Origin of the sequence: Paenibacillus sp. FSL R10-2782 (assembly GCF_038592985.1) — a bacterium.
Lineage (GTDB): Bacteria > Bacillota > Bacilli > Paenibacillales > Paenibacillaceae > Paenibacillus > Paenibacillus terrae_C.
Window position 1 is genome coordinate 873,817 of the sequence record NZ_CP151951.1, and the last position, 23,389, is coordinate 897,205.

General features: G+C 48.0%; 26 protein-coding genes and 1 pseudogene. 22 read left to right on the forward strand and 5 right to left on the reverse strand.

The window, feature by feature from the left end; all coding sequences use genetic code 11:
* Positions 1 to 33 precede the first annotated feature (33 nt).
* From NST83_RS03985 to NST83_RS04000, 4 genes are all read left to right on the forward strand, one after another.
* Positions 34 to 681, forward strand: a complete 648-nt coding sequence (locus NST83_RS03985; RefSeq protein WP_342416646.1) for an amino acid ABC transporter permease — start codon at positions 34 to 36, stop codon at positions 679 to 681.
* 17 nt (positions 682 to 698) lie between these two features.
* Positions 699 to 1,445 carry an amino acid ABC transporter ATP-binding protein gene (locus NST83_RS03990; protein ID WP_342416647.1) on the forward strand — a complete coding sequence of 249 codons (747 nt, stop codon included), beginning with the start codon at positions 699 to 701 and terminating at the stop codon, positions 1,443 to 1,445.
* A gap of 54 nt (positions 1,446 to 1,499) precedes the next feature.
* The gene (locus tag NST83_RS03995; protein ID WP_342416648.1) at positions 1,500 to 1,925 is read left to right on the forward strand and encodes an OsmC family protein; all 426 of its coding nucleotides are present in this window, start codon (positions 1,500 to 1,502) and stop codon (positions 1,923 to 1,925) included.
* Positions 1,926 to 2,111: 186 nt separating this feature from the next.
* Complete coding sequence (locus NST83_RS04000; protein WP_342416649.1) at positions 2,112 to 3,350, forward strand: serine hydrolase; 1,239 nt, start codon at positions 2,112 to 2,114, stop codon at positions 3,348 to 3,350.
* Positions 3,351 to 3,353: 3 nt separating this feature from the next.
* Here the strand turns inward: NST83_RS04000 and NST83_RS04005 are convergent.
* Positions 3,354 to 3,489 (reverse strand): annotated as a pseudogene (locus tag NST83_RS04005) (iron chelate uptake ABC transporter family permease subunit); the annotation flags it as partial.
* A gap of 85 nt (positions 3,490 to 3,574) precedes the next feature.
* Between NST83_RS04005 and NST83_RS04010 the strand changes: the two are divergent.
* Together NST83_RS04010 and NST83_RS04015 are read left to right on the forward strand one after the other, a co-directional pair.
* The gene (locus NST83_RS04010) at positions 3,575 to 3,868 is read left to right on the forward strand and encodes a putative quinol monooxygenase (RefSeq protein WP_342416650.1); all 294 of its coding nucleotides are present in this window, start codon (positions 3,575 to 3,577) and stop codon (positions 3,866 to 3,868) included.
* 45 nt (positions 3,869 to 3,913) lie between these two features.
* A complete protein-coding gene (locus tag NST83_RS04015) occupies positions 3,914 to 4,738 on the forward strand; it encodes an aldo/keto reductase (RefSeq protein ID WP_342416651.1) in 825 nt (274 codons plus the stop codon).
* A gap of 126 nt (positions 4,739 to 4,864) precedes the next feature.
* Here NST83_RS04015 and NST83_RS04020 read toward each other — a convergent pair whose 3' ends face one another.
* Together NST83_RS04020 and NST83_RS04025 are read right to left on the reverse strand one after the other, a co-directional pair.
* Positions 4,865 to 5,521 (reverse strand): SdpI family protein, encoded by a 657-nt coding sequence (locus NST83_RS04020; RefSeq protein WP_342416652.1) that lies wholly within the window; start codon positions 5,519 to 5,521, stop codon positions 4,865 to 4,867.
* Positions 5,518 to 5,829 (reverse strand): autorepressor SdpR family transcription factor, encoded by a 312-nt coding sequence (locus NST83_RS04025; RefSeq protein ID WP_342416653.1) that lies wholly within the window; start codon positions 5,827 to 5,829, stop codon positions 5,518 to 5,520. Before NST83_RS04025 ends, NST83_RS04020 begins: the two co-directional genes overlap by 4 nt.
* Before the next feature lie 221 nt (positions 5,830 to 6,050).
* Between NST83_RS04025 and NST83_RS04030 the strand changes: the two genes are divergently transcribed.
* The 10 genes from NST83_RS04030 (at position 6,051) to NST83_RS04075 (ending at position 16,401) form a co-directional block, all read left to right on the forward strand.
* Positions 6,051 to 6,662: an alpha/beta hydrolase gene (locus NST83_RS04030; protein ID WP_342416654.1), complete on the forward strand. Its 612-nt coding sequence runs from the start codon at positions 6,051 to 6,053 to the stop codon at positions 6,660 to 6,662.
* A gap of 74 nt (positions 6,663 to 6,736) precedes the next feature.
* Positions 6,737 to 6,961, forward strand: coding sequence for a small acid-soluble spore protein Tlp (tlp, locus tag NST83_RS04035; RefSeq protein WP_342416655.1), 225 nt, complete (start codon positions 6,737 to 6,739; stop codon positions 6,959 to 6,961).
* Positions 6,962 to 7,203: 242 nt separating this feature from the next.
* Positions 7,204 to 8,496: an ABC transporter substrate-binding protein gene (locus tag NST83_RS04040; protein ID WP_342416656.1), complete on the forward strand. Its 1,293-nt coding sequence runs from the start codon at positions 7,204 to 7,206 to the stop codon at positions 8,494 to 8,496.
* A gap of 27 nt (positions 8,497 to 8,523) precedes the next feature.
* Positions 8,524 to 9,486, forward strand: a complete 963-nt coding sequence (locus NST83_RS04045) for a sugar ABC transporter permease (RefSeq protein ID WP_342416657.1) — start codon at positions 8,524 to 8,526, stop codon at positions 9,484 to 9,486.
* Positions 9,487 to 9,489: 3 nt separating this feature from the next.
* Positions 9,490 to 10,329, forward strand: coding sequence for a carbohydrate ABC transporter permease (locus NST83_RS04050; protein WP_342416658.1), 840 nt, complete (start codon positions 9,490 to 9,492; stop codon positions 10,327 to 10,329).
* Positions 10,330 to 10,542: 213 nt separating this feature from the next.
* Positions 10,543 to 11,829, forward strand: coding sequence for a threonine ammonia-lyase IlvA (ilvA, locus tag NST83_RS04055; RefSeq protein ID WP_342416659.1), 1,287 nt, complete (start codon positions 10,543 to 10,545; stop codon positions 11,827 to 11,829).
* Positions 11,830 to 12,067: 238 nt separating this feature from the next.
* The gene (locus NST83_RS04060) at positions 12,068 to 13,042 is read left to right on the forward strand and encodes a glycoside hydrolase family 43 protein (RefSeq protein WP_342416660.1); all 975 of its coding nucleotides are present in this window, start codon (positions 12,068 to 12,070) and stop codon (positions 13,040 to 13,042) included.
* Between the two features lie 198 nt (positions 13,043 to 13,240).
* Positions 13,241 to 14,326, forward strand: coding sequence for an iron ABC transporter permease (locus tag NST83_RS04065; protein WP_342416661.1), 1,086 nt, complete (start codon positions 13,241 to 13,243; stop codon positions 14,324 to 14,326).
* Positions 14,326 to 15,351 (forward strand): iron ABC transporter permease, encoded by a 1,026-nt coding sequence (locus tag NST83_RS04070; RefSeq protein WP_342416662.1) that lies wholly within the window; start codon positions 14,326 to 14,328, stop codon positions 15,349 to 15,351. The genes NST83_RS04065 and NST83_RS04070 overlap by 1 nt, the downstream gene beginning before the upstream one ends.
* A gap of 102 nt (positions 15,352 to 15,453) precedes the next feature.
* Positions 15,454 to 16,401, forward strand: coding sequence for an ABC transporter substrate-binding protein (locus NST83_RS04075; RefSeq protein WP_342416663.1), 948 nt, complete (start codon positions 15,454 to 15,456; stop codon positions 16,399 to 16,401).
* A gap of 112 nt (positions 16,402 to 16,513) precedes the next feature.
* Here the strand turns inward: NST83_RS04075 and NST83_RS04080 are convergent, their stop codons facing one another.
* Entirely contained in the window at positions 16,514 to 16,942 is a 429-nt protein-coding gene (locus NST83_RS04080; RefSeq protein WP_342416664.1) for a hypothetical protein, read from the reverse strand.
* Positions 16,943 to 17,139: 197 nt separating this feature from the next.
* Here NST83_RS04080 and NST83_RS04085 point away from each other — a divergent pair, with 197 nt between their 5' ends.
* From NST83_RS04085 to NST83_RS04095, 3 genes are all read left to right on the forward strand, one after another.
* Complete coding sequence (locus NST83_RS04085; RefSeq protein ID WP_342416665.1) at positions 17,140 to 17,439, forward strand: hypothetical protein; 300 nt, start codon at positions 17,140 to 17,142, stop codon at positions 17,437 to 17,439.
* A 343-nt stretch (positions 17,440 to 17,782) separates the two neighbouring features.
* Complete coding sequence (locus NST83_RS04090; protein WP_283656193.1) at positions 17,783 to 18,607, forward strand: alpha/beta fold hydrolase; 825 nt, start codon at positions 17,783 to 17,785, stop codon at positions 18,605 to 18,607.
* 92 nt (positions 18,608 to 18,699) lie between these two features.
* Complete coding sequence (locus tag NST83_RS04095; RefSeq protein ID WP_342416666.1) at positions 18,700 to 19,491, forward strand: class III extradiol ring-cleavage dioxygenase; 792 nt, start codon at positions 18,700 to 18,702, stop codon at positions 19,489 to 19,491.
* Positions 19,492 to 19,687: 196 nt separating this feature from the next.
* Here the strand turns inward: NST83_RS04095 and NST83_RS04100 are convergent, their stop codons facing one another.
* Entirely contained in the window at positions 19,688 to 20,206 is a 519-nt protein-coding gene (locus NST83_RS04100) for a DoxX family membrane protein (protein WP_342416667.1), read from the reverse strand.
* Between the two features lie 249 nt (positions 20,207 to 20,455).
* Between NST83_RS04100 and NST83_RS04105 the strand changes: the two genes are divergently transcribed.
* From NST83_RS04105 to NST83_RS04115, 3 genes are all read left to right on the forward strand, one after another.
* Positions 20,456 to 21,541: a DUF3048 domain-containing protein gene (locus NST83_RS04105; protein WP_342416668.1), complete on the forward strand. Its 1,086-nt coding sequence runs from the start codon at positions 20,456 to 20,458 to the stop codon at positions 21,539 to 21,541.
* Positions 21,542 to 21,733: 192 nt separating this feature from the next.
* Complete coding sequence (locus NST83_RS04110; RefSeq protein WP_014279877.1) at positions 21,734 to 22,348, forward strand: DUF47 family protein; 615 nt, start codon at positions 21,734 to 21,736, stop codon at positions 22,346 to 22,348.
* 14 nt (positions 22,349 to 22,362) lie between these two features.
* Positions 22,363 to 23,352: an inorganic phosphate transporter gene (locus NST83_RS04115; RefSeq protein ID WP_283654716.1), complete on the forward strand. Its 990-nt coding sequence runs from the start codon at positions 22,363 to 22,365 to the stop codon at positions 23,350 to 23,352.
* Positions 23,353 to 23,389: the final 37 nt, after the last annotated feature.

Genomic DNA, 23,389 nt, shown 5'->3' on the forward strand with positions numbered 1-23,389 from the left:
GGGCCACTCGTCTGAAAGAAGGGAATATAACCGATGCTTGAATTAATGTGGGAGAACGTCCCTTTTTTATTGAAGGGCGCTTATTATACGCTGTATATCACGATTGTTTCCATGCTATTTGGCCTTATGATCGGCTTGGTGGTGGCAGTCGCCCGATTAAAGGGAAATCGTCCGGTTCGTTGGCTGGCGCGCAGTTATGTATCTATCATTCGGGGAACGCCAGTTTTGGTGCAGATTGCGGTTATTTACTATGGACTGGATGATTACGGAATATCGTTCGGCTCGCTGACTGCTGCTTGTCTTGCACTAAGTATCAATACAGGGGCGTATTTATCGGAGACGTTTCGTGGGGCTATTTTAGCGGTGCCAAAGGGTCAAACCGAGGCGGCTTATGCAAATGGAATGTCACCGGGTCAAACGATGTGGCGCATCATTCTTCCGCAGGCCGTGCGAATTGCGATTCCGCCGATGGGCAATACATTTGTCGGTATGCTTAAGGAAACGTCGCTCGTTTCGGTGATTGGGGTAAGTGAGCTGATGCGTCAGGCACAGCTTTTACAGGCACAATATCTGCGCTATATGCCGTTTCTGCTCGAAATTGGCATCATGTACTGGATTATGAGCATTGGGTTCTCCGCTATACTGGAGCGGGTGGAAAAGCGTCTGGCCCGAGCTTATTAAGGTGGAGATGATAGAGGATGATAACAACAAGCGGATTGGGTAAACGCTTCGGACAGGTGGAAGTGTTAAAAAGCATTGATTTTCAGGTGGCTGCTCGTGAAATCGTCGTGTTGCTCGGTCCGAGTGGCTCGGGTAAAAGCACCTTGCTGCGCTGCCTGAACGGTCTGGAGGAATTGTCTTTCGGCAAGTTTGAGGTGAACGGAATCGAGGTAAATGCTACCGCTACTATTCGTACCCGGCAAGCAGCCATTCGTGATATTCGCAGGCAGACTGGGATGGTATTTCAGCAATTCAATCTGTATCCTCACAAAACAGCAATCGGCAATGTCATTGAAGGGCTGCTGACAGTGAAAAAAGTGCCGCGCGACAAGGCCATGTCCATCGGACAGCGGCTGCTGGAGCGTGTGGGTTTGTCGGACAAGCAGGATGTACATCCTTCGCGTTTGTCCGGTGGACAGCAGCAGCGGGTAGCAATTGCGCGTGCGCTGGCAATGGACCCGGCAATCATGCTGTTCGACGAGCCGACATCAGCACTCGATCCCGAGCTGGTCGGGGAAGTGCTGGGCGTTATGCGGGAGCTGGCCCAGGACGGGATGACGATGGTCGTCGTCACCCATGAGATGAAATTTGCCCGCGAGGTGGCGGACAAGGTTGTATTTATGGCGGATGGTGTGATTTTGGAGGAGGCTGCGCCACAAGCGTTTTTTGAGGCTCCCCAGCATGAGAGAACACAGAAATTTTTACGTCAAATCAGTGAGTTCTGAAGTGAGAATAAGAATAGATTATAAATTAATCAGATGGAAAGAAGGCTTTTGGACATGAAAGTATCTACAACCTGGCATGGCAAACGCGCGTTTACTTCGGAGGGGCCATCCGGTTATTCTGTTGGAATGGATGCTACGGCAGCTTATGGCGGCGATGGTAAAGGCATGACACCGATGGAGCTGCTGCTGGCAGGTCTGGCGGGATGTATTGGCATTGATATCACGATGATTCTGGATCGCTTCCTGCCGGACATTACTCGTATTGATATTGACGCAGAAGGTACGCGTAAGGAAGAAATGCCGAAGGGCTTTACAGCGATTGATCTGACATTCCATGTAGATGGCAATGTTCCGGATTACCGCGTGTGGAAAGCGATTCAGATGGGTAAGGAAAAATATTGTGCCGTATCCGATTCCTTAAAAGCGGAGATTCGCATGCACTTGATCCTGAACGGAACAGAAGTACTACATCCAGCGTAAGGGTAGAAGGTTAGTGAAGGAGAGTCAACCTGTGTTATATGCAGGATGACTCTCCTTTTTAAATTTATTTGAAAATATGAGATGTAATGAAACTTTTTGTGCCTTGTTTTCGTTTACAATAGAATCTGAAGGTCAAAAATGGGAAAATAAACCTGTATGCTGTATGCATACAGGGGGAGGTATATAGTGAAACGAAAGCAGCTTGTGATCATAGTAGTGAGCTTGGCTGCGGTACTCATCATGATTGGTTTGGCCGCCGTGGGATTGCCATTATCGAAGCAGGACAGAATGGCTAATACCCCGGATACTGTTCAGCCCGCAACCGCCATTGCAGCTGAAGCTAAGGATGAAACGATTGAGCGGGATAGTGCCCATCGCGTGCTGCGCTTTTTGGAGGAACATCCAGAGAAAGCATCCATTACGATTCTGCGGGATGGTAAGAAGCTGGCAGGCCGTGAGGAACACCGAATGATGCCCTTGGCGAGTACGGTCAAGACGGTCATTGCGGTCGAATATGTCAAGCAAGCTGCGGCAGGCACAATTAACCCGAATGAACGGATCAGACTGACCGCGCTGGAGCGGTTCTATCTGCCGCGTCTGGATGGTGGTGCACATTCGGCGTGGATGAAGGAAATGGAGGCCAAAGGACGGGTGAAGAACGGAACCGTGTCTCTGCGCGAGGTTGCCAAAGGTATGATTCGATACAACTCCAATGCCAACACAGAGTATTTAATGGACAGATTGGGTTTGGAACAGATTAACCAAACAAAAACTGATCTGGGACTCCAGGATCATGATCCGATTTATCCATTTGTATCTTCCATTCTGATTCCTTATGAATGGATGAGGGAGACTCAGGGACGGACATGGGGCGGTACTGAAAATAGCAATTCCGCCAAAGCAGCCATTCAAGCGATGTCTGACGCAGAGTTCCGCCAACATGCCCAGATGATCCATAACAAGCTGCGCCGTGATGTTAGTGGTTCTTACAAGAAAAGTGCTGCAATTTCGACTTGGTATGGTCGGGAATTTGATCCAATGAATACGGAACGTTTTATAGCTTCGACGACGGCAGATTATGCGTCCTTGATGAGTAGGCTGAACAGCCGTCAATGCTTTTCGAAAGCCGAGCAAAAATTATGGTCTGAGGTCATGGAGCAGTCGCTGGATCGTTCAGTAAGTCAGAAATGGCTGAAACATTCCGGGCAAAAGGGCGGATCTAATGCGTATGTTTTGACTCTGGCCATGTATGCGATGGACAAGGAAGGGCATTCGACGGAGATGGCAGTCTTCTTTAAGGATCTGGACCCGTTCACGAATGCCTCCTTGCAAAATATGATGAATGAATTTAAAGAGCAGCTACTGCGAGATGAATCGTTCAGGAAGGAAATCAATCAGCGCATTGGTGTACAGGTGGAAATGTAACCCCTACCCGCTGCCCTTTTGCTTGTGTTCCCGTAGCAGCAAATACACAAAATATGGTGCGCCAATGAATGATGGCTGTCACGATGCCTGCGGGAGTTTCGAACGGAGGCTTCAAACCCCGTCCTAGCGCATCGGCGAGGGAGAACAGGAACGATCGCACTTTTAATCTGTTGAATGAATGGTCTATAATAGAAATAGTTACATAATGTGAGGAGGACAAAATCATGATTATTATTCATGCTGATATGAAAGTTTTACCTGAAAAAAGAGAGGCGTTTCTGCAACAAACCCAAGGATTAATCAGCGCATCACAAGCAGAAGAAGGTAATGTACGCTACACGCTGATGCAGGATCTGAATGATCCCAACGCTTTTACCATGGTGGAAGAGTGGAAGGATGCTGCTGCTGTAGATTTCCATAACAAGTCTGCCCACTTCCAAACATTTGTTGCCGCAGCTAAAGAATTGCTGGCCGCTCCGCTTCAAGTCAATGCTTTTCAGGATGCAGCCAAGCTGTAATAAGCCCGTTTACTAAATCTTAATCAGGAAAAGGAGGAGATAGACATGGGGAACATTGCGGATACAACTGTACTGAATAATGGAGTTCAGATGCCTTGGCTGGGTTTTGGTACGTACAAGGCCGAAGGCAATGAGGTCTACGAAGCAGTCAAAACAGCCATCGAGGTGGGCTATCGTCACATGGATACGGCGGCGATCTACGGCAATGAGGAACTGGTTGGACAAGCTATTCGTGACAGCGGGGTGGACAGAGAAAAACTGTTCATTACTACAAAGCTGTGGAATGAAGATCAGGGCTTTGATTCAACACTGCGTGCCTTCGAGGAAAGCCGCAAGCGTCTGGGGCTGGACATCATTGATCTGTATCTCATTCATTGGCCTGGCAAGGACAAGTACAAGGAAACCTGGAAGGCATTTGAACGCCTGTATGAAGAAGGAAGCGTACGCGCCATCGGAGTAAGCAACTTCCAAGTTCACCATCTTGAAAACCTCCTGAAAGACAGCAACATCGTACCTGCCATCAACCAAGTGGAGCTTCACCCGCGTCTGACACAGCAAGAGCTGCATCAATACTGCCGGGAGCACCAGATTCAGCTTGAATCCTGGAGTCCACTCATGAAGGGTAAATTAACCGAGCAAGCGGATATCGTTGAGATTGCTGCAAAATACGGCAAAACCTCGTCGCAGGTTATTTTGCGCTGGCATCTGGATCGGGGGATCGTGACGATTCCCAAATCTGTAACCGCGCATCGTATCCGCGAAAATGCAGATTTGTTCGATTTTGAACTGACGGCAGAGGATATTAACCGAATCAACGCACTTCATCTTGATGAGCGTGTGGGTACCCATCCCGATAAGCTATTGTTCTAATATTCAAACGTACAAAGAACCTCCAATCTGCGTTAATCGTAGTTAGGAGGTTCTTTTTTATGTGCGCATTGGGATCGTCTCATACGCATTTGTCCGTCTGGACAGAGTTACTATGTTCCTGCGTGCCTACTTTTGATTTAATTTGCGATGCAGGAGGAAAGAGTAGAGTATGGGGGCGACGACGGATATAACCAGTCCAGTGAGAAAAATGACCGTTCCCGCCATTCCATCGACCCATGCCGCCACCAAGCCCGAAGCACCACCGAGCATCATCATAGGGCCGCCAAAACGGTGTGTTTTACGCCATACCTCCGGGTTGGACAAAGTCCACGGCGTGCGGATACCGAAGGTAAAGTTTGGCTGTACCTGAGTCAAATAATTACCGAGCACCAGCAGCATCAGGCCTATCAACCCGCAAATTATAGTATTCATTTGCAGCAGTATGTTCAGGTTATATAGCAGCATGCCCCAGCCGGCTACAGCGAGTACAACGGCAATACTTGCACGCGTTACTTCATAGGCTTTAGAAAATTTCTCGTAATTCGCTCGATTCGGGTCCATGTAGCGGGCTAACCGGATCAATAGCGGTACCAAGCCCATCAGCGCCAGCATGACGATAGCACCATTCTTACCCATATACCCGTTCGGGGTATTGTTAAAGCTAAAATGAGAAGCTATGGTTTGGGGCAGACGGTCATACACTAACAAAGCACCTATAGCGGGTGACAAGGCGATCAAAGTGGTCAAAATATCCGTAAAACTCCAGCTTACACGAAATTTCATTCCAGTCCCTCCGTATCCTTGATGTTATTCGAATTTTTTTTCGCAGGGGCATCAGAATGGGCGATGCTGAACATCCAACCGATAACATCTGCGACAACCGTCGTATGCAGGGTGTAAATAATGTTTTGCCCCTGTCGCTCATCCAGCACCAGCCCGGCCTGCTTCAGGATATTCAGATGGTGGGAGATGCTAGGCTTGCTGATTTGAAAATGCTCCGCCACTTCGCCTGCGCTCATGCTTTTTTCTTTTAAAAGCTGTAATATTTTACGCCGGGTCGGATCAGCTAAAGCTTTGAAGGCATCATTCAAAATTCACTTCCTCCTTTAGATATTTAGATAATATTCTAAATATCTAATGTAATAGTAAAATAGAGCTAGGTTACATGTCAACGGATAGTTACATTATTTTTAGAATAAGGTTTAAAGCAGGTTTGCTGATTTTGTTTGTAAAAGGTCGGGAAGTTCGCTATAATTGATTTATATTAAAAATAAGAATCTTAATTTAAAATAAAAATTAGAGGAGAATATACATGAAACACGTATTTCGTAAAGGAAGTCATCCGCAGGCCCCGGTTATTTTGCTGTTGCACGGTACAGGCGGGAATGAACAAGACCTGATCCCTTTGGCTGATTTAGTAGCACCGGGAGCGTCTCTGTTAGGCGTAAGGGGAAATGTGTTGGAAAACGGGATGCCGCGTTTCTTTCGCCGTTTGGCAGAGGGGGTGTTCGACATCGAGGATCTCATATTCCGTACCAAGGAATTGAGTGAATTTGTGGATACGGCTGCGGAACAATACGATTTTGACCGCAACAACGTTGTGGCTCTTGGCTATTCCAACGGGGCGAACATAGCGGCCAGCATGCTCTTTCACGATGCCAAGGCGCTGCGCGGAGCTATTCTGCACCATGCGATGGTGCCGCTGCGTGGGCTGAATCTGCCAGACTTGAACGGTGTCCCTGTATTTATGTCTTCCGGTGAAAATGACCCGATTGTTCCGGTTGCGGAATCCCGTGAACTGCAAACCTTGCTGGAAGGCGCAGGCGCGCAGGTAGATGCACATTGGGAACGCAATGGTCACCAATTGACCCGTACCGAGGCCGAAGCCGCAGGAAAGTGGTTTGGGGAGCATTTTAATGCATAAAATGATCCGATAGCGTTCAAGCTACAGATTAGCGCTCCAGTGCGCGATTCCATGATTAGGAGGCAACAAACGAAATGGCAAAACCAGATAATCGAGCCGATAATGTTGAACACTTGCAACAAAGTATTCAGAATACACAGCAGAACCTGTATGAAGCTGAAGGGTATCTGAACGAATTTTCCTCTGAAATCAGTGACGAGGAGCGTAAACAAATCGAAGAAAAAAATAACCGTCGTAAAGAAAGTATTAGATCGTTTCGAGCAGAAGTGAAGGACGAAGCAGCACATTCTCAAGAGTAGTTCAAAAAACGCGACCCAGCTCCGAGTTTCAATTCGAGTTGGGTCGTTTTTTATGCAAAAATCATCATGATCCCATTCAAATCATTTTCCCCCTATAATGCAATGTAGGCGCCAGTTTGGCGCTAAAAATGAATTTTTCATAAATAATGTTCTTGTAAACTAATTTGGCTTGATGTTAAATAGAAAAAGAAAGCGCAATCATTTTAATGAATCATCTTTTCATCATGCGAAGGGGGAAGGATATGCTGCTGCGAAGAAAAAGCATGGCGTTGATGCTCATGGCGGTGGTTCTGCTGGCTGGACTGCTGCAAGGCTGTTCTGGCAAGGCCGACGAAAAGGATGGGCCGGGAACAGAACTGGTATTGTGGACTTTTAATGAATTGCATGAGAAGTTTTTTCTGCAAATGGCCGACCAATGGAACCAACTGCACCCTGATGAACCGATTGTTTTGAAAGCGAATACATTTCCTTATGATAATCACCACAGCAAGCTGTCGATTGCGTTGCAATCAGGGGTGGGAGCGCCGGATATCGCGGATATCGAGGTGAACAAGATCGGTAATTTCCTCAAAGGGATACCGCAACTGGTTCCGCTCAATCCGGTGATTGACCCGGAGATGAAGAACATTGTGCCTTCCAGAGTACAGATTTACGGTAAAGACGGTAAGTATTACGGCATTGATTTTCATGTTGGGGCCGAAGTGATGTATTACAATAAAGAAATTTTGGATCAGGCGGGGGTAAACCCCGATTCCATCGTGACATGGGCGGATTATGCTGCGGCAGGCAAGCAAGTGCTGGCGAAGACAGGTAAGCCGATGGCGACCGTGGAGACGAACGACCTGTGGAATTACTGGCCGATGATCTCCCAGCAGAACTCGGATTTCCTGGATGATAAGGGTAACCTGACGCTGGATAACGAAACGAATATTAAAACGCTCCAATTTCTCCAGCAGATGGTGAAGGACAAAATCGCCATTCCCGCGCCGGGCGGCGGCCACCATATGGAGGAATATTACGGGTTCATGAACAAAGGCGGAGCCGCTTCGGTGTGGATGCCGATGTGGTATATGGGACGTTTTACGGATTACATGCCTGACCTGAAAGGGAAAATCATCATCCGACCGTTGCCAGCTTGGGAAAAAGGCGGCTCTCGGTCAGCGGGAATGGGCGGAACGGGCACGGTAGTCACGAACCAATCGAAGCATCAGGATCTGGCGATGCGTTTTCTGGCTTTTGCCAAGCTGTCCAAGCAAGGGAATGTAGAGATTTGGAAGCAACTCGGCTTTGATCCGATCCGCAGTGAAGTATGGACGATGCCGGAAGTCAAAGCGAAGAATAAGTTTACGGATTATTTCGGAACGAATATTTTTGATACGCTCATTGAGGTAAAAGATGAGATCAATGCGGTGCATATCGGACCGAAAACGCCTGATATCGCCAGTGCAGTTCGTAATAAAATACTTTACCGAACACTGCTGAATGGCGAAGACCCAGCCACAGTGCTGCATGAGCTGGCAGATGAACTGAGATAGACCCCAACAGGAAAGGGAGTGAGATTCATGGCAACGCACGTTCATATGAACGCAAATGAACCGACAGGTCAGCAGCCGAAGCCTCAGCGTTCGACCAGAAGCCGATGGAGTCGCTTTATTCATTCCAGCCGTACGGCACCGTATGTGTTTGTCCTTCCGTTTCTACTGTCTTTTGCGCTGTTTTTTGCGTATCCGGTCATCTCGACGGTCATCATGAGCTTTCAGGAAGTGCTGCCTGGCATAACAACTTATGTCGGACTGGAAAATTATAAGGATTTGATCAATCCCACGTTTGGAAAGGCGATTCTGAACAGCGTCCTGTATACCCTGCTTACGCTGGTGGTGCTTATTCCACTGCCGCTGGTGCTGGCGGTATTGCTGAATTCGCCTAAAATGCCAGGCAGAGGTCTGTTTCGCTCGGTGATGTTTATACCTGCACTGACCTCGGTCGTGGTCGCGGGGACGATTTTCCGGCTCATGTTCGGGGAATTGGACGGTTCGCTGATGAATTCCTTGCTGGGTGTGTTCGGCCTGGAGCCGTACAAATGGCTGATGAACGCCAACACCGGATTTTTAGCGTTGATCGTACTGGCCTTGTGGAGATGGCTGGGAGTGAACATGCTGTACTACATGTCGGGACTGCAAAACATTCCCCCCGAGCTGTATGAAGCCGCACAGATTGATGGAGCCAGTCGCTTGGATTCCTTTTGGCGGATTACGATTCCGATGCTAAAACCAGTGACGATCTACGTATTTACGATTAGTATCTATGCGGGGTTGTCCATGTTTACGGAGAGCTACATGCTGTGGAACGGGAACAACTCTCCGAATGATATCGGCTTAACGATTGTCGGTTATCTGTACCGTCAAGGTCTGGAGCAAAACAGTATGGGCTTCGGAGCCGCAGTAGGCATTGTATTGCTCGTATTTACGTTGCTGCTGAACCTGATCCAGCTCAAATTTTTCGGCTTGTTTCGGAAGGAGGACTAAGCGATGGTTCAGAAGCAAAAAGGCCCGTTATCCGCACTGCTCGTTGTTCTGTTCATCCTGTTTGCCGGGTTTGCCCTGTTTCCGCTATTTGCCGTGACGCTTGCCTCTTTCAAGCCATCGACGGAGCTGCTGCGGTACGGCTTGAATCTCAAGCTGGAGTGGAGCATCATGTCCTTGAAAAATTACGCGTTCATCTTTCAGGGGACGACGGATTATTTTCAATGGTACTGGAACAGTATTGTGATTACTGTCTTATTTACGGTGCTATGTCTGATATTGTCCGCCATGGTGGGCTATGGACTGGAAATGTATCGTTTCAAACTGAAAAATGTGATTTTTACGCTCGTACTGGTCGTGATGATGATTCCAGTAGAAATTATTATGCTTCCACTCTATAAGCTGATGATCGGCATGAAGCTGATCAACACGGTATGGGGCGTCATTCTGCCCTTTGTTGTCGCGCCGATTCCGATCTTTTTCTTCCGTCAATATTTGAGCGGGGTACCGAAGGATTTTATGGATGCTGCACGGGTTGACGGCTGTTCCGAGTATGGCATTTTCGTGCGGATCATGATGCCTCTGATGGCACCTGCCTTCGCGGCAATGGCTATTTTGCAGGCGATGAATAGCTGGAATAACTTCCTGTGGCCGATGATCGTACTGCGTACCAACGATATGCTGACGCTGCCGATTGGTCTGTCCAGTCTGCTGACGCCGTATGGCAACAATTATGATGTGCTGATCGCCGGGTCGGTGCTGGCTATTTTGCCAATTCTCGTCGTGTTCCTGTTCTTCCAGCGTTACTTTATTGAGGGAATGACCGCAGGCGGGGTAAAAGGATAATCGTTGTGATATTGAATCGAGAGATTAAATAAAAGAAGCGTCTATCGTCAGGAAAAGCAGGTCGGGATTCACCCCGGTCTGCTTTTTTTAAAAGTATAATTGATTTTCATTCTCATTTCCATGCTCTATGACCTGCACAAGCTGTAGGTAAACGTGGTATGATATTTGAAAGATTTCAAATACAGACACATTCAGGCGGAGCGTGGAGAACCTATGGAACCAACAGAAACCCAAAAAATCGATCCGGCCCCGACGTCAACCGTCGGTATGGAGGATATTGTACGAGCGCATCATATGCTGAGCGAGGTGATTGTACGCACACCTTTGCAGCGGGATGCTGTCCTGTCGGCCAAATATAACTGTAACGTGTATCTGAAAAGAGAGGATCTCCAGGTCGTACGGTCCTTTAAAATCCGTGGAGCCTACAACATGATTCGCAGCCTGACTCCCGAGCAAATGGAAAAGGGCATCGTGTGTGCGAGTGCGGGTAATCATGCGCAGGGTGTGGCTTTTTCATGTAATGCGCTCGGCATTCACGGCAAAATATTTATGCCAAGCACAACGCCTAATCAGAAGGTGAAGCAGGTTCGTCGCTTTGGCGGCAACAGTGTGGAGGTCATTCTGACCGGAGATACGTTCGATGATGCATATGAAGAGGCCATCAAGGTGTGCAGCGAGCAGGAGATGACTTTTATCCATCCGTTTGATCAGCCGATGATTATAGCAGGCAACGGTACGATTGCGATGGAAGTGATGGAAAGTTTGGATACGCCAGCGGATTATGTATTCGTGACCATCGGCGGTGGCGGTTTGGCGGCAGGCGTAGGCACGTATTTCAAAACAGTCCGTCCTTCCACCAAGGTAATTGGCGTAGAACCGCTTGGTGCGGCATCAATGACGGAAGCGATGCGTTTGAACAAGGTGGTTACGCTGGAGCAAATAGACAAGTTCGTTGATGGAGCTGCTGTTAAGCGTGTCGGTCAGTTAACGTATGACATTTGTACACGTACCCTGGATGATATTGTGAAGGTGCCAGAAGGTAAGGCGTGTACTGCGATTTTGGAATTGTATAATGAAAATGCGATTGTAGTGGAGCCTGCGGGTTCGTTGCCTGTAGCAGCATTGGATATGTATCGTGAACAGATTCAGGGCAAAACGGTTGTCTGCATCGTTAGTGGTGGCAACAACGATATTGACCGTATGCAGGAGATTAAGGAACGGTCCCTAATTTACGAAGGACTAAAGCATTATTTTATGGTAAAGTTCCCGCAAAGAGCAGGAGCGCTTCGTGAGTTTCTTCAGGATGTGCTTGGACCGGATGATGACATCACAAGGTTTGAGTATACGAAAAAGAACGACAAGGAGAACGGCCCGGCACTGGTCGGCATTGAGCTGTTTCACAAGGAAGACTACCTTCCTTTGATTGAACGAATGAACCGCAAGGGGCTTAAATATACAGAACTGAACAAAAACGAAAATCTGTTTAATATGCTGATTTAACAAGGGAGGAGCCTAGGGGCTCCTTTTTTGTATCAGGATTTTGTAAAATTCGATTCCAGTCGCTCCATGATACATAACGTTATGCGTAGTTTATAAATTTCTTTTTATTTGAAATAAAGCGTTTACAAAAATGGAGTCGATAGGTTAATATATATGTAACTTCATAAGTATAAACACTAATGTAATATGTGTATCACCTGATTCTCATCATATAAAATGAATTTGGAGGTGCGTAAGTGTGTTGAAATCCTGGAAAAAATCAGTACAGGTTAAATTGGCCCGAACGGCGTTTGCTGCCGTAACCTCGGCTGCATTATTGCTATCAGTGGTGCCGTCGGCATCGGCAGAGCACTGGGCGTTAACTGGCGATGTGGCGGTACATGATCCGTCCATTACGAAGGAAGGCAATGCATGGTATATTTTCTCCACAGGGCAGGGGATACAGGTTCAAAGGTCGGATGATGGACGTAATTTTTACAGATTACCGCAAATATTCCTGTCGCCGCCATCATGGTGGAAATCGTATGTACCTAATCAAACCCCGAACGATGTCTGGGCACCAGATGCTCAAAAGTACAATGGACGAGTATGGGTTTACTACTCCATATCTACTTTCGGGTCCCGCACTTCGGCTATCGGATTGACTTCTGCAACGAGCATTGGAGCCGGAAGCTGGAGAGATGACGGACTGGTGCTGCGTACGACGCAATCAGATAATTACAATGCCATTGACCCGAATCTGGTCATTGATGCTTCCGGTAACCCTTGGCTTTCCTTCGGCTCATGGAATTCAGGTTTGAAAGTGACTCGTCTGGACAAAAATACGATGAAGCCTACGGGCCAGATTTATTCCATTGCGAAGCGTACCGCTGGCGGTCTAGAGGCTCCTCATGTTACATACCGAGACGGTTATTATTATCTGTTTGCTTCCATTGATAACTGCTGCCAGGGTGTAAACAGTAATTACAAAATTATTTATGGTCGCTCCACCAGTATCACTGGACCTTATGTGGACAAGAGTGGTAAAAACCTGATGGATGGCGGCGGAACCGTATTGGATGCGGGGAATGACCGTTGGAAGGGACCGGGCGGTCAGTCTATTTATAACAATAGTGTAATTGCGCGTCATGCCTATGATGCGACTGATAACGGAAATCCAAAGCTGCTGATTAGCGATCTGAAATGGGACTCCGCAGGTTGGCCTACGTACTAAAAATGTGGTCTGCATGGAGTCATGCGTATAGCGATCTCACATAGGCATTTTTAGAAACTGTTCCTCCATAGGGGGAGCAGTTTTTGGCTTGCAATGTCATAGAAACGTGCTATTATAAATCAAGTTGATAATAATTATCATTATCGCCATCGTCATGAGTGTTATGGTGGTTTCAGGTATGGAGGAGTGACCTTACGAATGCAGTTTAAAGGCAGAGCGGACAAATCTGCGGCTCGCACAGAAGGCACAGCTCCCGAAGTAGCCTTTGTAGCCCGTCCTTTACTCCGGGCGGGCCGGATTCGGCAAGCGCTGTTATTCATAGGCTCTGCTGTGTTGCTGGCCTTGGCCATGTTTGCTGCGATTTCACTTGGAGCCAAGGACTTGACCTTAGGAACGGTATGGGCGGCGGTATTTCACTATGATCGTTCATTGATGACACATCAGATTATTCATGAGTTGAGATTACCGCGTGTGCTAGGGGCGGCTGTCATCGGAGCTGCGCTGGCGGTGGCAGGCTCTCTGATTCAGGGTATTACGCGTAACCCGCTGGGAGATACAGGTGTGTTAGGCATTAACGCAGGAGCGATGTTCGTAGTCGCTGTGAGTTTTGCCTTTTTCCCGAATCTTCCTTACGGGACGTTAATCGTATTGTCATTCCTCGGGGCGCTAATCAGCACCTTGCTGGTATTTGGTTTGGGAGCTTCGGCACCCGGAGGATTGACGCCGATGAGACTGACCGTATCTGGAGCAGTGACGGCTGCTCTGCTAGGCTCTATGACTTCGGGAATTGCTATTTATTTTGATTTGAGTCAGGATTTAGCCTTTTGGTATGCAGGCGGTGTGGCTGGAATCAAATGGTCGCAGCTTGAGATTCTTGCGCCGATTTTGCTGATTGTGATCGCTTGGTCTATGGGGCTGGCACGCTCTATTTCACTGATTTCGATGGGCGATGAGGTGGCACTGAATCTTGGATTAAATCTCAAGCGTATCCGGCTGCTGGGTCTGCTGACCGTGGTGGTACTGGCAGGGCTGTCCGTGTCCGCAGCAGGGGCCATCGGCTTTGTAGGGCTGGTTATTCCTCATATCGCCCGCAAGCTGATCGGTGTGGATTATCGCCAGATCGTTCCGCTGTCTGCATTATTGGGAGCTGTACTGCTGGTGTTGGCTGATTTGGGAGCGAGAATGGCGAATCCGCCGGAGGAGCTGGCTATTGGTATTATGGTGTCTTTTATTGGGGTACCTTTTTTCCTCTTTCTCGCCCGTAAGGAAAGGAGGGATTTGTAGTGAGTCGCTCTTTAGGGACCGGGGATGCAAGAAGGACAAAAGCTTGGCTCGTTTGTTTGGTTTTGGCGGGGATCAGCTTTGTTGTCATTGTTCTGGGCCTGAATACCGGAACGATTCGCATTCCACCGCTACGCGTGCTGGATACGCTATTTGGCGGGAGCAGTGGGCGTGATCATATGGTTCTGTTCGAATACCGTCTGCCGCGTATCGTAGTAACGGTACTGGCCGGGGCCGGATTGGGTGCAGCCGGAGCAGTGATGCAGGGTTTGTCGCGGAATGCGCTCGCTGACCCGGGGGTGCTGGGGCTTCACGCGGGGGCTGCGCTGGGACTAGTAATGTTCGTCAGCTTCTTTCGTGATCTTGAAGGATCGGCAGCCGTATTGATTCCCCTGTTTACCTTTGCAGGAGGTGTTGTGGCGGCGGTGCTGATTGTGCTGTTGTCCTATAACCGGAACAGAGGAATCGTGCCTGTGCGTCTGATCCTGTCCGGCATCGGTGTAGCCTCGGGCCTCAGCGCGATAACGCTGTATTGGTCCTTGCGGCTTGATGAGGATACTTACGCGTTCACCGCACGTTGGTTGGCTGGTAGCGTATGGGGCCGGGACTGGATACATGCGGCGGCTTTGCTGCCGTGGATAGTTATTGTGTTGCCTTACGTTCTGTCACAGACGCGCAGCCTGAACAATCTGTCGCTGGGCGACGAGACGGCCGCTGGAATCGGTACGAGTGTGAAGCGTCAGCGTCTGTTGCTGCTGGGTGCAGCCGTGGCTCTATCCAGTGCCAGTGTGTCTATGGCTGGAGGTATTGGCTTCATTGGGCTGATTGCGCCTCATCTGGCTCGCCGTCTGGTTGGACCAATGTATCAGCATTTGCTGCCCGTGGCCTGCTTTGTCGGAATCGTCATTTTGGTCACTGCGGATACGATTGGACGCTCTGTGTTTCAGCCGAATGCGATTCCGGCGGGTGTGGTGGTTGCTGTGGTAGGGGCTCCGTATTTTTTATTTTTGCTGTCCCGTACGAAATGACGGATGGAAAATGACAGATCGAACAGCTACATAAACCAACAAGCTGAAGCGTTCTATATAGATCATTTAAGTTGGAGCTTCTATAACATTGGAGGAATAGCGATGAAAAAAAATGGTATTAATTATTCAGGATTCAAGCGTTCATGGGTGGGCATGGTTCTTATTTTATGTATGGTGATGCTGTCCGCTTGTGGACAAGCAGCAGACAACAAAACTGCCGATACGAAAGCGGCGGACAACGGTGAGAAAACGGTCAGCGCGGATTCGCGTATTGCTTCGATGTCCATTCATTTAACGAACAACCTGCTGGCGCTGGGCATTACTCCGGCTGGTTCGGTCATTGGCGGAGATGTTAAGGACTTTTTGCCCCATGTAAAGGATCGTCTCCAAAATACCCGCAAGCTGGGCGTTGTCACAGACCCGGATATGGAAGCCGTGCTGGATCTGCAACCTGACCATATTTTTCTCGACAAAAAATATTCGGGAACCGATGTAGCCAAGTATGAAAAAATCGCGCCGACCGAGGTCTTTGATCTGGACGAGGGGACCTGGAAGGACCAACTGAAAAAAATAGCTGTTATGGTCAAGCATGAAGCACAGGCAGACGCTTTCCTGAAAGATTACGACGCCCAACAGGAACGAGTTAAAAAGCTGATCCACTCCAAAATCGGGGACGGAACGGTTATGGCTGTACGTGTGACGGCGAAGGAAGTTCGTGTTATGGGCATGAAGCGTCCGGTAGGACCACTGTTGTATCAGGACTTGGGCTTGAAGCCAGCCAAGGGTGTAGAAAAAATCAACAAGGCCTATCAGGTCGTATCCCAGGAGGTTTTGCCGGATTATGATGCCGATGCGATCTTTGTCATTATCAGTAAAGGAGCGGATGCCCAAAAGGTGTATGCACAACTGGAAGGAAACGCGGTATGGCAAGGACTCAAAGCAGTGAAGCAAGGTCATGTTTACATGCTGGACGGACAGCCTTGGCTGGACTATTCGGCGTTGGGACACAAAATCGCGCTGGATAATGCAGAGCAACTCTTTTCCAAATAAGCTTTAGCGTACATCAGAGCCGTATCCCTAATGCATTTTATTGCAGGCGGGGAATACGGCTTTTTGGCACGAACAAAGATCGGGCAGCTCCAGTACAAATGAGGATTGCATCTTATGAATGTTTTTTGCGTAAAAAAATCGGCTTGAGACCGATGAAGCCGATGGCGGCAAGGATCAGATTAACCCAAGGTGAAATGCTGAACACGGGCAGTACGCGGCGCAGGGCCAGCCCAGCGACGAGAATCACCACGACTAACACGACATACAGCAAGATGGACTTGAGGTCTATGCGGGGCTTTACGGGCGTATAGTCTTGCTGTGCTTCCTCTTCTTCTTCCGGGCGGTCCATAAAATTCATCAGCGCTTCAACCAGCAGGATAGCTCCTGCGGCGATGATGATCAGGGTGGACAGGTTAACTTTTTCAAAAGGAGCAACATCTCCGCCTGTAAACGTTACAAACCATCCGATGATCGCCTGTGTCAAAAAAAACATGGACAGGGCAATCCATGCAATAAGCGTATAATTTTTAACTTTATTCATTGCTTCCTCCTGCTATGCGAGCGTATTCCGGTCTGGCGGAACCGCCAATCTGTAACAAAATCAGTATACGTGAGTAAGCAGCAGATGGCAAAAGGCTTTATCAGTGCAATGTATATTACCGCCCCATTCTCCTCAAACTGGATAAAGGGTGAGCACGCGGAGCATCCTGAATGTAAATGCGGAGAGGATGTGGCATCATGAAGCTGGATAAGCAGGTGGATTATACGGTTAATAAACGGCTGGAAGCCGCTCCAGTTAGAAACAGCGTGGAGGCCATGCCTGTGAATGTGAGTCAGCGGAGCGTTCAGGGAACATCCCCGACGTACCGTATTCTGAACGATGCTGAATGGGCTCAGGATACCGAATTTGCAGGTGATCTGGGCGAAGAGAGCTACCGCAGCTTATGGCATGAGGATCAGAATAGTGGTGTCTCCTGCAGACTGGAGTGGGAGGGGCGTACGGAGACCCACGAAATGTTCAGGAACAGCTACGAATAGTCTGCGGGATGGAGTTGATTTTCATAAAAAGTAACGCATTATGGCGCTCTCTGTTATCGTTAGAGGAGCGCCATATGTTCGTTTTTCTCCACTATAAACTGACAGGTTGACAAGGAAGCAGGGCAATGATAGACTGACTTTACTATAAAACTTATTAAACATATCGGAATTAAAGTGAATAGATATTTTGCTGAGCATCCATGTTACAATATACGTTTGACATATTCGCTTTAAATCATTAATTACCAATCATTAATCATCACAAGAAGCTTCGCAAGATAGTGTTGCCAATACAGCATAGCAGGTTGGTGACGGTGAAGCTTGAAACAGGGGGACAATCATGATGGAACGGCAAATTGGAATTCGCTTTGAAAATGAGGAGCTGGCCGCAACGATTCATTATCCAAGCAATCCGAATGAAGGAGACCGTCAGAGACGGGTACCGCTCGTAGTGATATGCCACGGATTTGTGGGCAATCGTATCGGGGTAGATCGGTTATTCGTGAAGACTGCCCGTGAGCTTGCAGAAGGGGGATATTTTGTCCTGCGCTTTGATTTTGCGGGTTGCGGGGAAAGTACGGGTGAATACGGCAAACAAGGGCTGGAGTCGATGATTAATCAGACACGTACGGTGCTTGATTATGCGGTGAATTGTGCGGATATCGACCCAACCAAGGTGACATTGATCGGGCACAGTCTGGGGGGCGCGGTAGCCCTTCTCACAGCGGTACGAGACAAGAGAGTACAAAATCTGGTGCTTTGGTCGGCGGTCGGCTACCCGTTCAATGACATTGTTAAAATTACGGAGCGAAGCGTATACGATGAGTCCGTGAAAAGCGGTCAGGCCGACTATTTGGGCTATAAGTTCACACCTTCATATTTTGAGTCGCTTGCCCAGTTCCAGCCGTTTCAGGAGGCCGTCAAGTTTAACGGTGATGTGCTCGTTATTCACGGAACCTCGGATGACATCATTCCTGTGGACTATGCATTCCTGTTCCAAAAGGTATTTTGGATGCGTCCAGAGGGACGCTGCGACAAAGAGATTATTTTTCAGGGAGACCACACCTTTTCTTCCGGTAAAGAGCGGCAGCGGTTGATCGACCGGACGCTGGAATGGCTGGATGAGCAGGAGAATATTCAGCGGGATTGGCAGCACTGGATGATCTGATTTCAGGCTGTAACGGATTGTATTGGAAATTGCGCCTCCACCGGAGTAAAATGGAAGAGTAACACTATACTGGCGTGTGGAGGTTGGCAGCGATGACATTACCCTCAATTTTTGTTGCGCACGGTTCACCGACACTGGCTTTAGAAAACAATGCATACACCAGCTTTCTTGCCGAGCTGGGCGCGAGCCTGCCCCGACCCAAAGGAATAGTCATTTTTTCCGCGCATTGGGATAGTGCTGATCAATGTATCGGGGCGGATGACCAGCATGCGACGTTGCACGATTTCTATGGCTTTCCTGAACAAATGTACACACTTGATTACCCTGCACCAGGCGATCCGAAGCTGTATGAGGAGATAAAGCATCTGTTCAGTCAGCACAACCTGTTCCACCAGCCTGTACGGAACCGGGGATTGGATCATGGAGCATGGGTGGTTTTGCGGCATATATATCCTGATGCGGACATCCCGGTCGTTCCGCTTTCCATTGATTCTAGGCGCGCTCCGCAGGAGCAATATGAGATTGGGCGGATGCTGGCACCGTTGCGTGAACAGGGCATTTTGATCATCGGCAGCGGCGGATTGGTCCACAACTTGCGGACCCTGGAGCAGACGAATGAGCCAGCAGATTGGGCGGTTCAATATGACAACTGGATCGGTCAGCAGCTTCAGGACTGGAATTTACGTCATTTGTTCCAATATGATAAAAAGGCTCCTTATGCCAAACAGGCGGTTCCCTCTTATGGGATAGAGCATTTTTCGCCGCTGTTTTACGCGATGGGGGCTGCGGATGACCAGCGCTCGGCGCAGAAGCTTTTTCAGTCCTATGTCCTGGGCTCGCTGAGTCTTAATTGTTGGGCTTTCGGTCAAGAACGTGATACGTAAATGTGAAAAAAGAACTTCCGAATCCACATGGCTAGTGGGAATGGAAGTTCTTTTTTGTGTGTAAAAGGGGATTGGTGATGATGAGACTTGGCAGGCATAGCTGCAACAAATACAAAAACAAAAACATTTATAGCAGGCATAGCTGCACAAAAAAACAACCATTAGCCCGGTGGGTAACGGTTGTTTTTTTGAGGACCTAAGCTATTTTTCGAGCGGGGTCCGCTGGAAAGGTATCTTTATTTTTAAGGAACAGTCCACGCAGGAAGGGCAGTACCCAACGATCAAAGCCAATCCGTCCAGCGTTTGCTCCAGCAACGACAAGGAAGATTTCAAACAGCAGGTAGATTGCATTGGTGCTTACTGTGCCCGAGAACAGGAACGAGAAGTTCATGACCATCGCCATCAAGGCAGCTAATGTAGTCAGTGTACCAAGAAGCAGGCCAACTCCGACCAGGAACTCACCCAGTGGGATCAGGACGTTGAACAGACCGACATTTGGTAGGGCAAAGGCTTCAAGGAACGATCCCCACCAGCCTTGTACAGCGGGATGTTCTCCGCCTGTTTTAGCAATGGCCCCCGAGATAAATCCGCCTGCATCGAATCCGCCAGTCAGCTTCTCAAGTCCATGGGTCATCCATTCATATCCCAGATAAACCCGTACTACAGTCAGTAGCCACATTGCTACTTTATTTTCACGCAACCAGTTGTTAAACATTCAAACCACTCCTCTTTCGTATCTTATAATGTTGTTTGTAATTCATTTGGTTTGGGATGATCATCTCTGTTACACCCTTATTGTATTAGGTTCAGTTACAGTTATTTGTGATAAAAATCACAAAGTCTGAATATTTTTTAAATTTTAATGTCTTCAGATAAGTATTCTATAGAGATGGGGAGATTCAATCAAGACAAAAACAGGAAATAACGCTTATAATGAGGAAAATGTCTAACTGGAGGGATGAAGTTGTCCGGGCCCATTTTCAATCGAAGCCAGTGGTTGCGTGTGATGACCTCGGTTTTTCTTTGTATGACCATGATGTCTTGTTCTGCTATGTCCCAATCGGGTGAATCAGAACCCGCTCCCCAACCGCTAAAGCAACAAACACAGCCGGAGCCGCTCAAGGAACCGAATATTCCGGCATTTACAGCTCCGCTTACCGGCCTTCCGGTGGAGCAGCCTGTTCTGGAACGTCCGCTTGCGATTATGATTAATAATGCTCCAGCCGCACGGCCTCAGGCGGGACTTAGCGAGGCTGATATGGTATATGAAGTTCTCGCAGAAGGTGGAATTACCCGTTTGGTAGCTTTTTTCCAAAGTCATGGCGGAAATGTGAAAATTGGCCCGGTTCGCAGTATTCGGCCGTATCTGATTGAGCTGGGCGAAACATACGGGGCGTTGCCGATACACGCCGGGGGAAGTACAGATGCTTATGCGATTTTACAGCAGCAACGAAAAGAGCACCTGGATGAGATTTCGAATGGGGGAGCTTACTTCTGGAGAAGCAAGGATCGCCGTCCTCCACACAACCTGTACACAGATGTGAACAGACTTCGCCAAGGAAGCGAAAGTAAAGGCTACGCCAAGCAGACGGTGGTTCCGGTATATAACTACCTTAAATCCGGTGAAGCTTCGATCATGGGGGACGGGGAGGCAGTATCTTTGCAAATCCGCTTTTTGCTTAAAAGCTACAAGGTATCTTACACCTACGATCCGTCAGATCAGCAGTATAAGCGTTTTGTGAACGAAAAGTCACATGTGGATCAAAACAATAACAAGCAGCTCTCTGCGGCCAATGTCATTGTGATGAGCACCAGGCACCAAACGCTGGATGATGTAGGTCGATTGAGCGTTGAGCTTAAAGGCGGTGGAGAGGCTATGTTGTTTCAACAAGGGAAGTTGATACACGCTGAGTGGCAGCATACGCCCGGTGATGCTATTCGTTTTATGAAAAATGGAGTTGAAATTCCGTTGGTACCGGGTACATCCTATATACATGTGGTTCCGGCGGACGTTTCGCTAAACGAGCATGTAAGTGTAGAAGCAAAATAAGGAATCCATAATCCACCCTTTTAGATATAATTTGTCGGATAATGAACTTCCTTGTCGGGCAATGTATACTTAATATTGTGAAATTTGCCTTTACAAACTTTACAAAAACATTGATGAGTGTGATAAGATAGCAAAGGTTGTCTAATGCAGTCGAAACAGGTTGCGGATATTTTCGTAAAGGGGTAATCGTTAATGAGATTGAAGAAAAAGGATATATTCTTCGAGACGTTGGAAAATATGGCAGATACAATCGTGCAAGCAGCCGATTACTTTGCCCAACATACTTCAAATCTTCAAGATGTGGTTCTGTTTACTAATGAAATGAAGAAGTATGAAAATAAGTGTGATGATTACACACACACGATTATTACTGAGCTGAACAAGACCTTCATTACGCCGCTGGAACGCGACGATATCATGGAGCTGACAACGACCATGGATGATGTGCTGGACGGTCTGGAAGCGACAGCCTCTCGTTTTTATATGTACAACATTACGGAGCCGGACGAATATATTGTGCAGTTCGCTGATATTTTGCGTCAGTCGGCTTATGAAATCCAGAAGGCTGTACATTTGCTTTCACAGAAGAAGCTGCTGGCCATCCGTGAATACACCATTCGCCTGAATGATTTGGAAAATCAGGGGGATGAGCTGTTGCGTATTTGCATCAAAAACCTGTTTGCAACTGTAACGGATCCCATTGAACTGATTAAACGCAAAGAATTGTACGAACGCCTTGAAACGACAACGGATTCATGCGAGGATGTTGCAAATATGCTGGAATCCATCATTATGCGTAACTCGTAAGGGAGTCCTTTTACATGGATACAAGTTTACTGGTATTGGGTATTGTTATTTTTCTTGCTCTGGCATTTGATTTTATTAACGGTTTTCATGATACGGCTAACGCTATCGCAACCTCGGTATCTACCCGTGCGTTGACGCCGCGTCGTGCGATTATTATGGCTGCGGTCATGAACTTTCTGGGAGCCATATTGTTTACAGGAGTTGCCAAGACGATTGGTGGCAGTGTCGCTGACCCTACCAAGCTTACGAACGGGATTGATATCGTCATTGCGACACTGATCGCAGCGATTATCTGGAATCTGCTCACATGGTGGTTCGGTATTCCTTCATCTTCTTCCCACGCCTTGATTGGTGCGCTGGCCGGGGCGGTGTATGTAGGTGCGGGATCAGAGAAATTGAACTGGAGCGGCTTCATCGGGATTGTTGAGGGACTTATCTTCTCCCCGCTAATTGCTTTTGTAATTGGTTATATTGTAATGATGATTTTAAAATACATCTTTGCTCGTCGCAGTCCGCATACGGTGAACAAAGGTTTTCGCACGATGCAGGTCATTACGGCAGCGCTTCAATCGTTCACGCACGGTACGAATGATGCCCAAAAGGCAATGGGGATTATCACATTTGCACTCGTTTCGGCGGGTTATCAGGATCATCTTGAAGTGCCGATGTGGGTTAAAATTTCGGCCGCAACAGCAATGGCGCTCGGTACATCCATTGGGGGCTGGAAGATCATCAAGACGATGGGCACCAAGATTTTTAAAATCGAGCCGATCAATGGCTTCGCCGCTGATATTTCCGGAGCTTCGGTTATTTTCACAGCCACGCTGCTTCATTTACCAGTAAGTACCACTCATGCCATTACTTCGGCTATTTTGGGTGTGGGTTCTGCGAAGCGTTTTTCCGCTGTGCGTTGGTCGCTGGCTGGTCGCATTGTCATTACTTGGGTTATTACCATTCCAATTTCTGCTTTACTAGCAGGTTTAATTTTCAAAATTCTTTTCTAGTTCATCATTATTTCTCAGAAAATAAGTACACACTATA

What these genes read in the sequence shown, in the direction of transcription:
- NST83_RS04010 (WP_342416650.1), top strand. Translation starts at nt 3,575, where the DNA reads ATGATTATTATTCATGCTGATATGAAAGTTTTACCTGAAAAAAGAGAG.
- NST83_RS04065 (WP_342416661.1), top strand. Translation starts at nt 13,241, where the DNA reads ATGCAGTTTAAAGGCAGAGCGGACAAATCTGCGGCTCGCACAGAAGGC.
- NST83_RS03995 (WP_342416648.1), top strand. Translation starts at nt 1,500, where the DNA reads ATGAAAGTATCTACAACCTGGCATGGCAAACGCGCGTTTACTTCGGAG.
- NST83_RS04090 (WP_283656193.1), top strand. Translation starts at nt 17,783, where the DNA reads ATGGAACGGCAAATTGGAATTCGCTTTGAAAATGAGGAGCTGGCCGCA.
- NST83_RS03990 (WP_342416647.1), top strand. Translation starts at nt 699, where the DNA reads ATGATAACAACAAGCGGATTGGGTAAACGCTTCGGACAGGTGGAAGTG.
- NST83_RS03985 (WP_342416646.1), top strand. Translation starts at nt 34, where the DNA reads ATGCTTGAATTAATGTGGGAGAACGTCCCTTTTTTATTGAAGGGCGCT.
- NST83_RS04085 (WP_342416665.1), top strand. Translation starts at nt 17,140, where the DNA reads ATGAAGCTGGATAAGCAGGTGGATTATACGGTTAATAAACGGCTGGAA.
- NST83_RS04115 (WP_283654716.1), top strand. Translation starts at nt 22,363, where the DNA reads ATGGATACAAGTTTACTGGTATTGGGTATTGTTATTTTTCTTGCTCTG.
- NST83_RS04020 (WP_342416652.1), bottom strand. Translation starts at nt 5,521, where the DNA reads ATGAAATTTCGTGTAAGCTGGAGTTTTACGGATATTTTGACCACTTTG.
- NST83_RS04075 (WP_342416663.1), top strand. Translation starts at nt 15,454, where the DNA reads ATGAAAAAAAATGGTATTAATTATTCAGGATTCAAGCGTTCATGGGTG.
- NST83_RS04045 (WP_342416657.1), top strand. Translation starts at nt 8,524, where the DNA reads ATGGCAACGCACGTTCATATGAACGCAAATGAACCGACAGGTCAGCAG.
- NST83_RS04080 (WP_342416664.1), bottom strand. Translation starts at nt 16,942, where the DNA reads ATGAATAAAGTTAAAAATTATACGCTTATTGCATGGATTGCCCTGTCC.
- NST83_RS04050 (WP_342416658.1), top strand. Translation starts at nt 9,490, where the DNA reads ATGGTTCAGAAGCAAAAAGGCCCGTTATCCGCACTGCTCGTTGTTCTG.
- NST83_RS04015 (WP_342416651.1), top strand. Translation starts at nt 3,914, where the DNA reads ATGGGGAACATTGCGGATACAACTGTACTGAATAATGGAGTTCAGATG.
- ilvA (WP_342416659.1), top strand. Translation starts at nt 10,543, where the DNA reads ATGGAACCAACAGAAACCCAAAAAATCGATCCGGCCCCGACGTCAACC.
- NST83_RS04030 (WP_342416654.1), top strand. Translation starts at nt 6,051, where the DNA reads ATGAAACACGTATTTCGTAAAGGAAGTCATCCGCAGGCCCCGGTTATT.
- NST83_RS04040 (WP_342416656.1), top strand. Translation starts at nt 7,204, where the DNA reads ATGCTGCTGCGAAGAAAAAGCATGGCGTTGATGCTCATGGCGGTGGTT.
- tlp (WP_342416655.1), top strand. Translation starts at nt 6,737, where the DNA reads ATGGCAAAACCAGATAATCGAGCCGATAATGTTGAACACTTGCAACAA.
- NST83_RS04100 (WP_342416667.1), bottom strand. Translation starts at nt 20,206, where the DNA reads ATGTTTAACAACTGGTTGCGTGAAAATAAAGTAGCAATGTGGCTACTG.
- NST83_RS04095 (WP_342416666.1), top strand. Translation starts at nt 18,700, where the DNA reads ATGACATTACCCTCAATTTTTGTTGCGCACGGTTCACCGACACTGGCT.
- NST83_RS04110 (WP_014279877.1), top strand. Translation starts at nt 21,734, where the DNA reads ATGAGATTGAAGAAAAAGGATATATTCTTCGAGACGTTGGAAAATATG.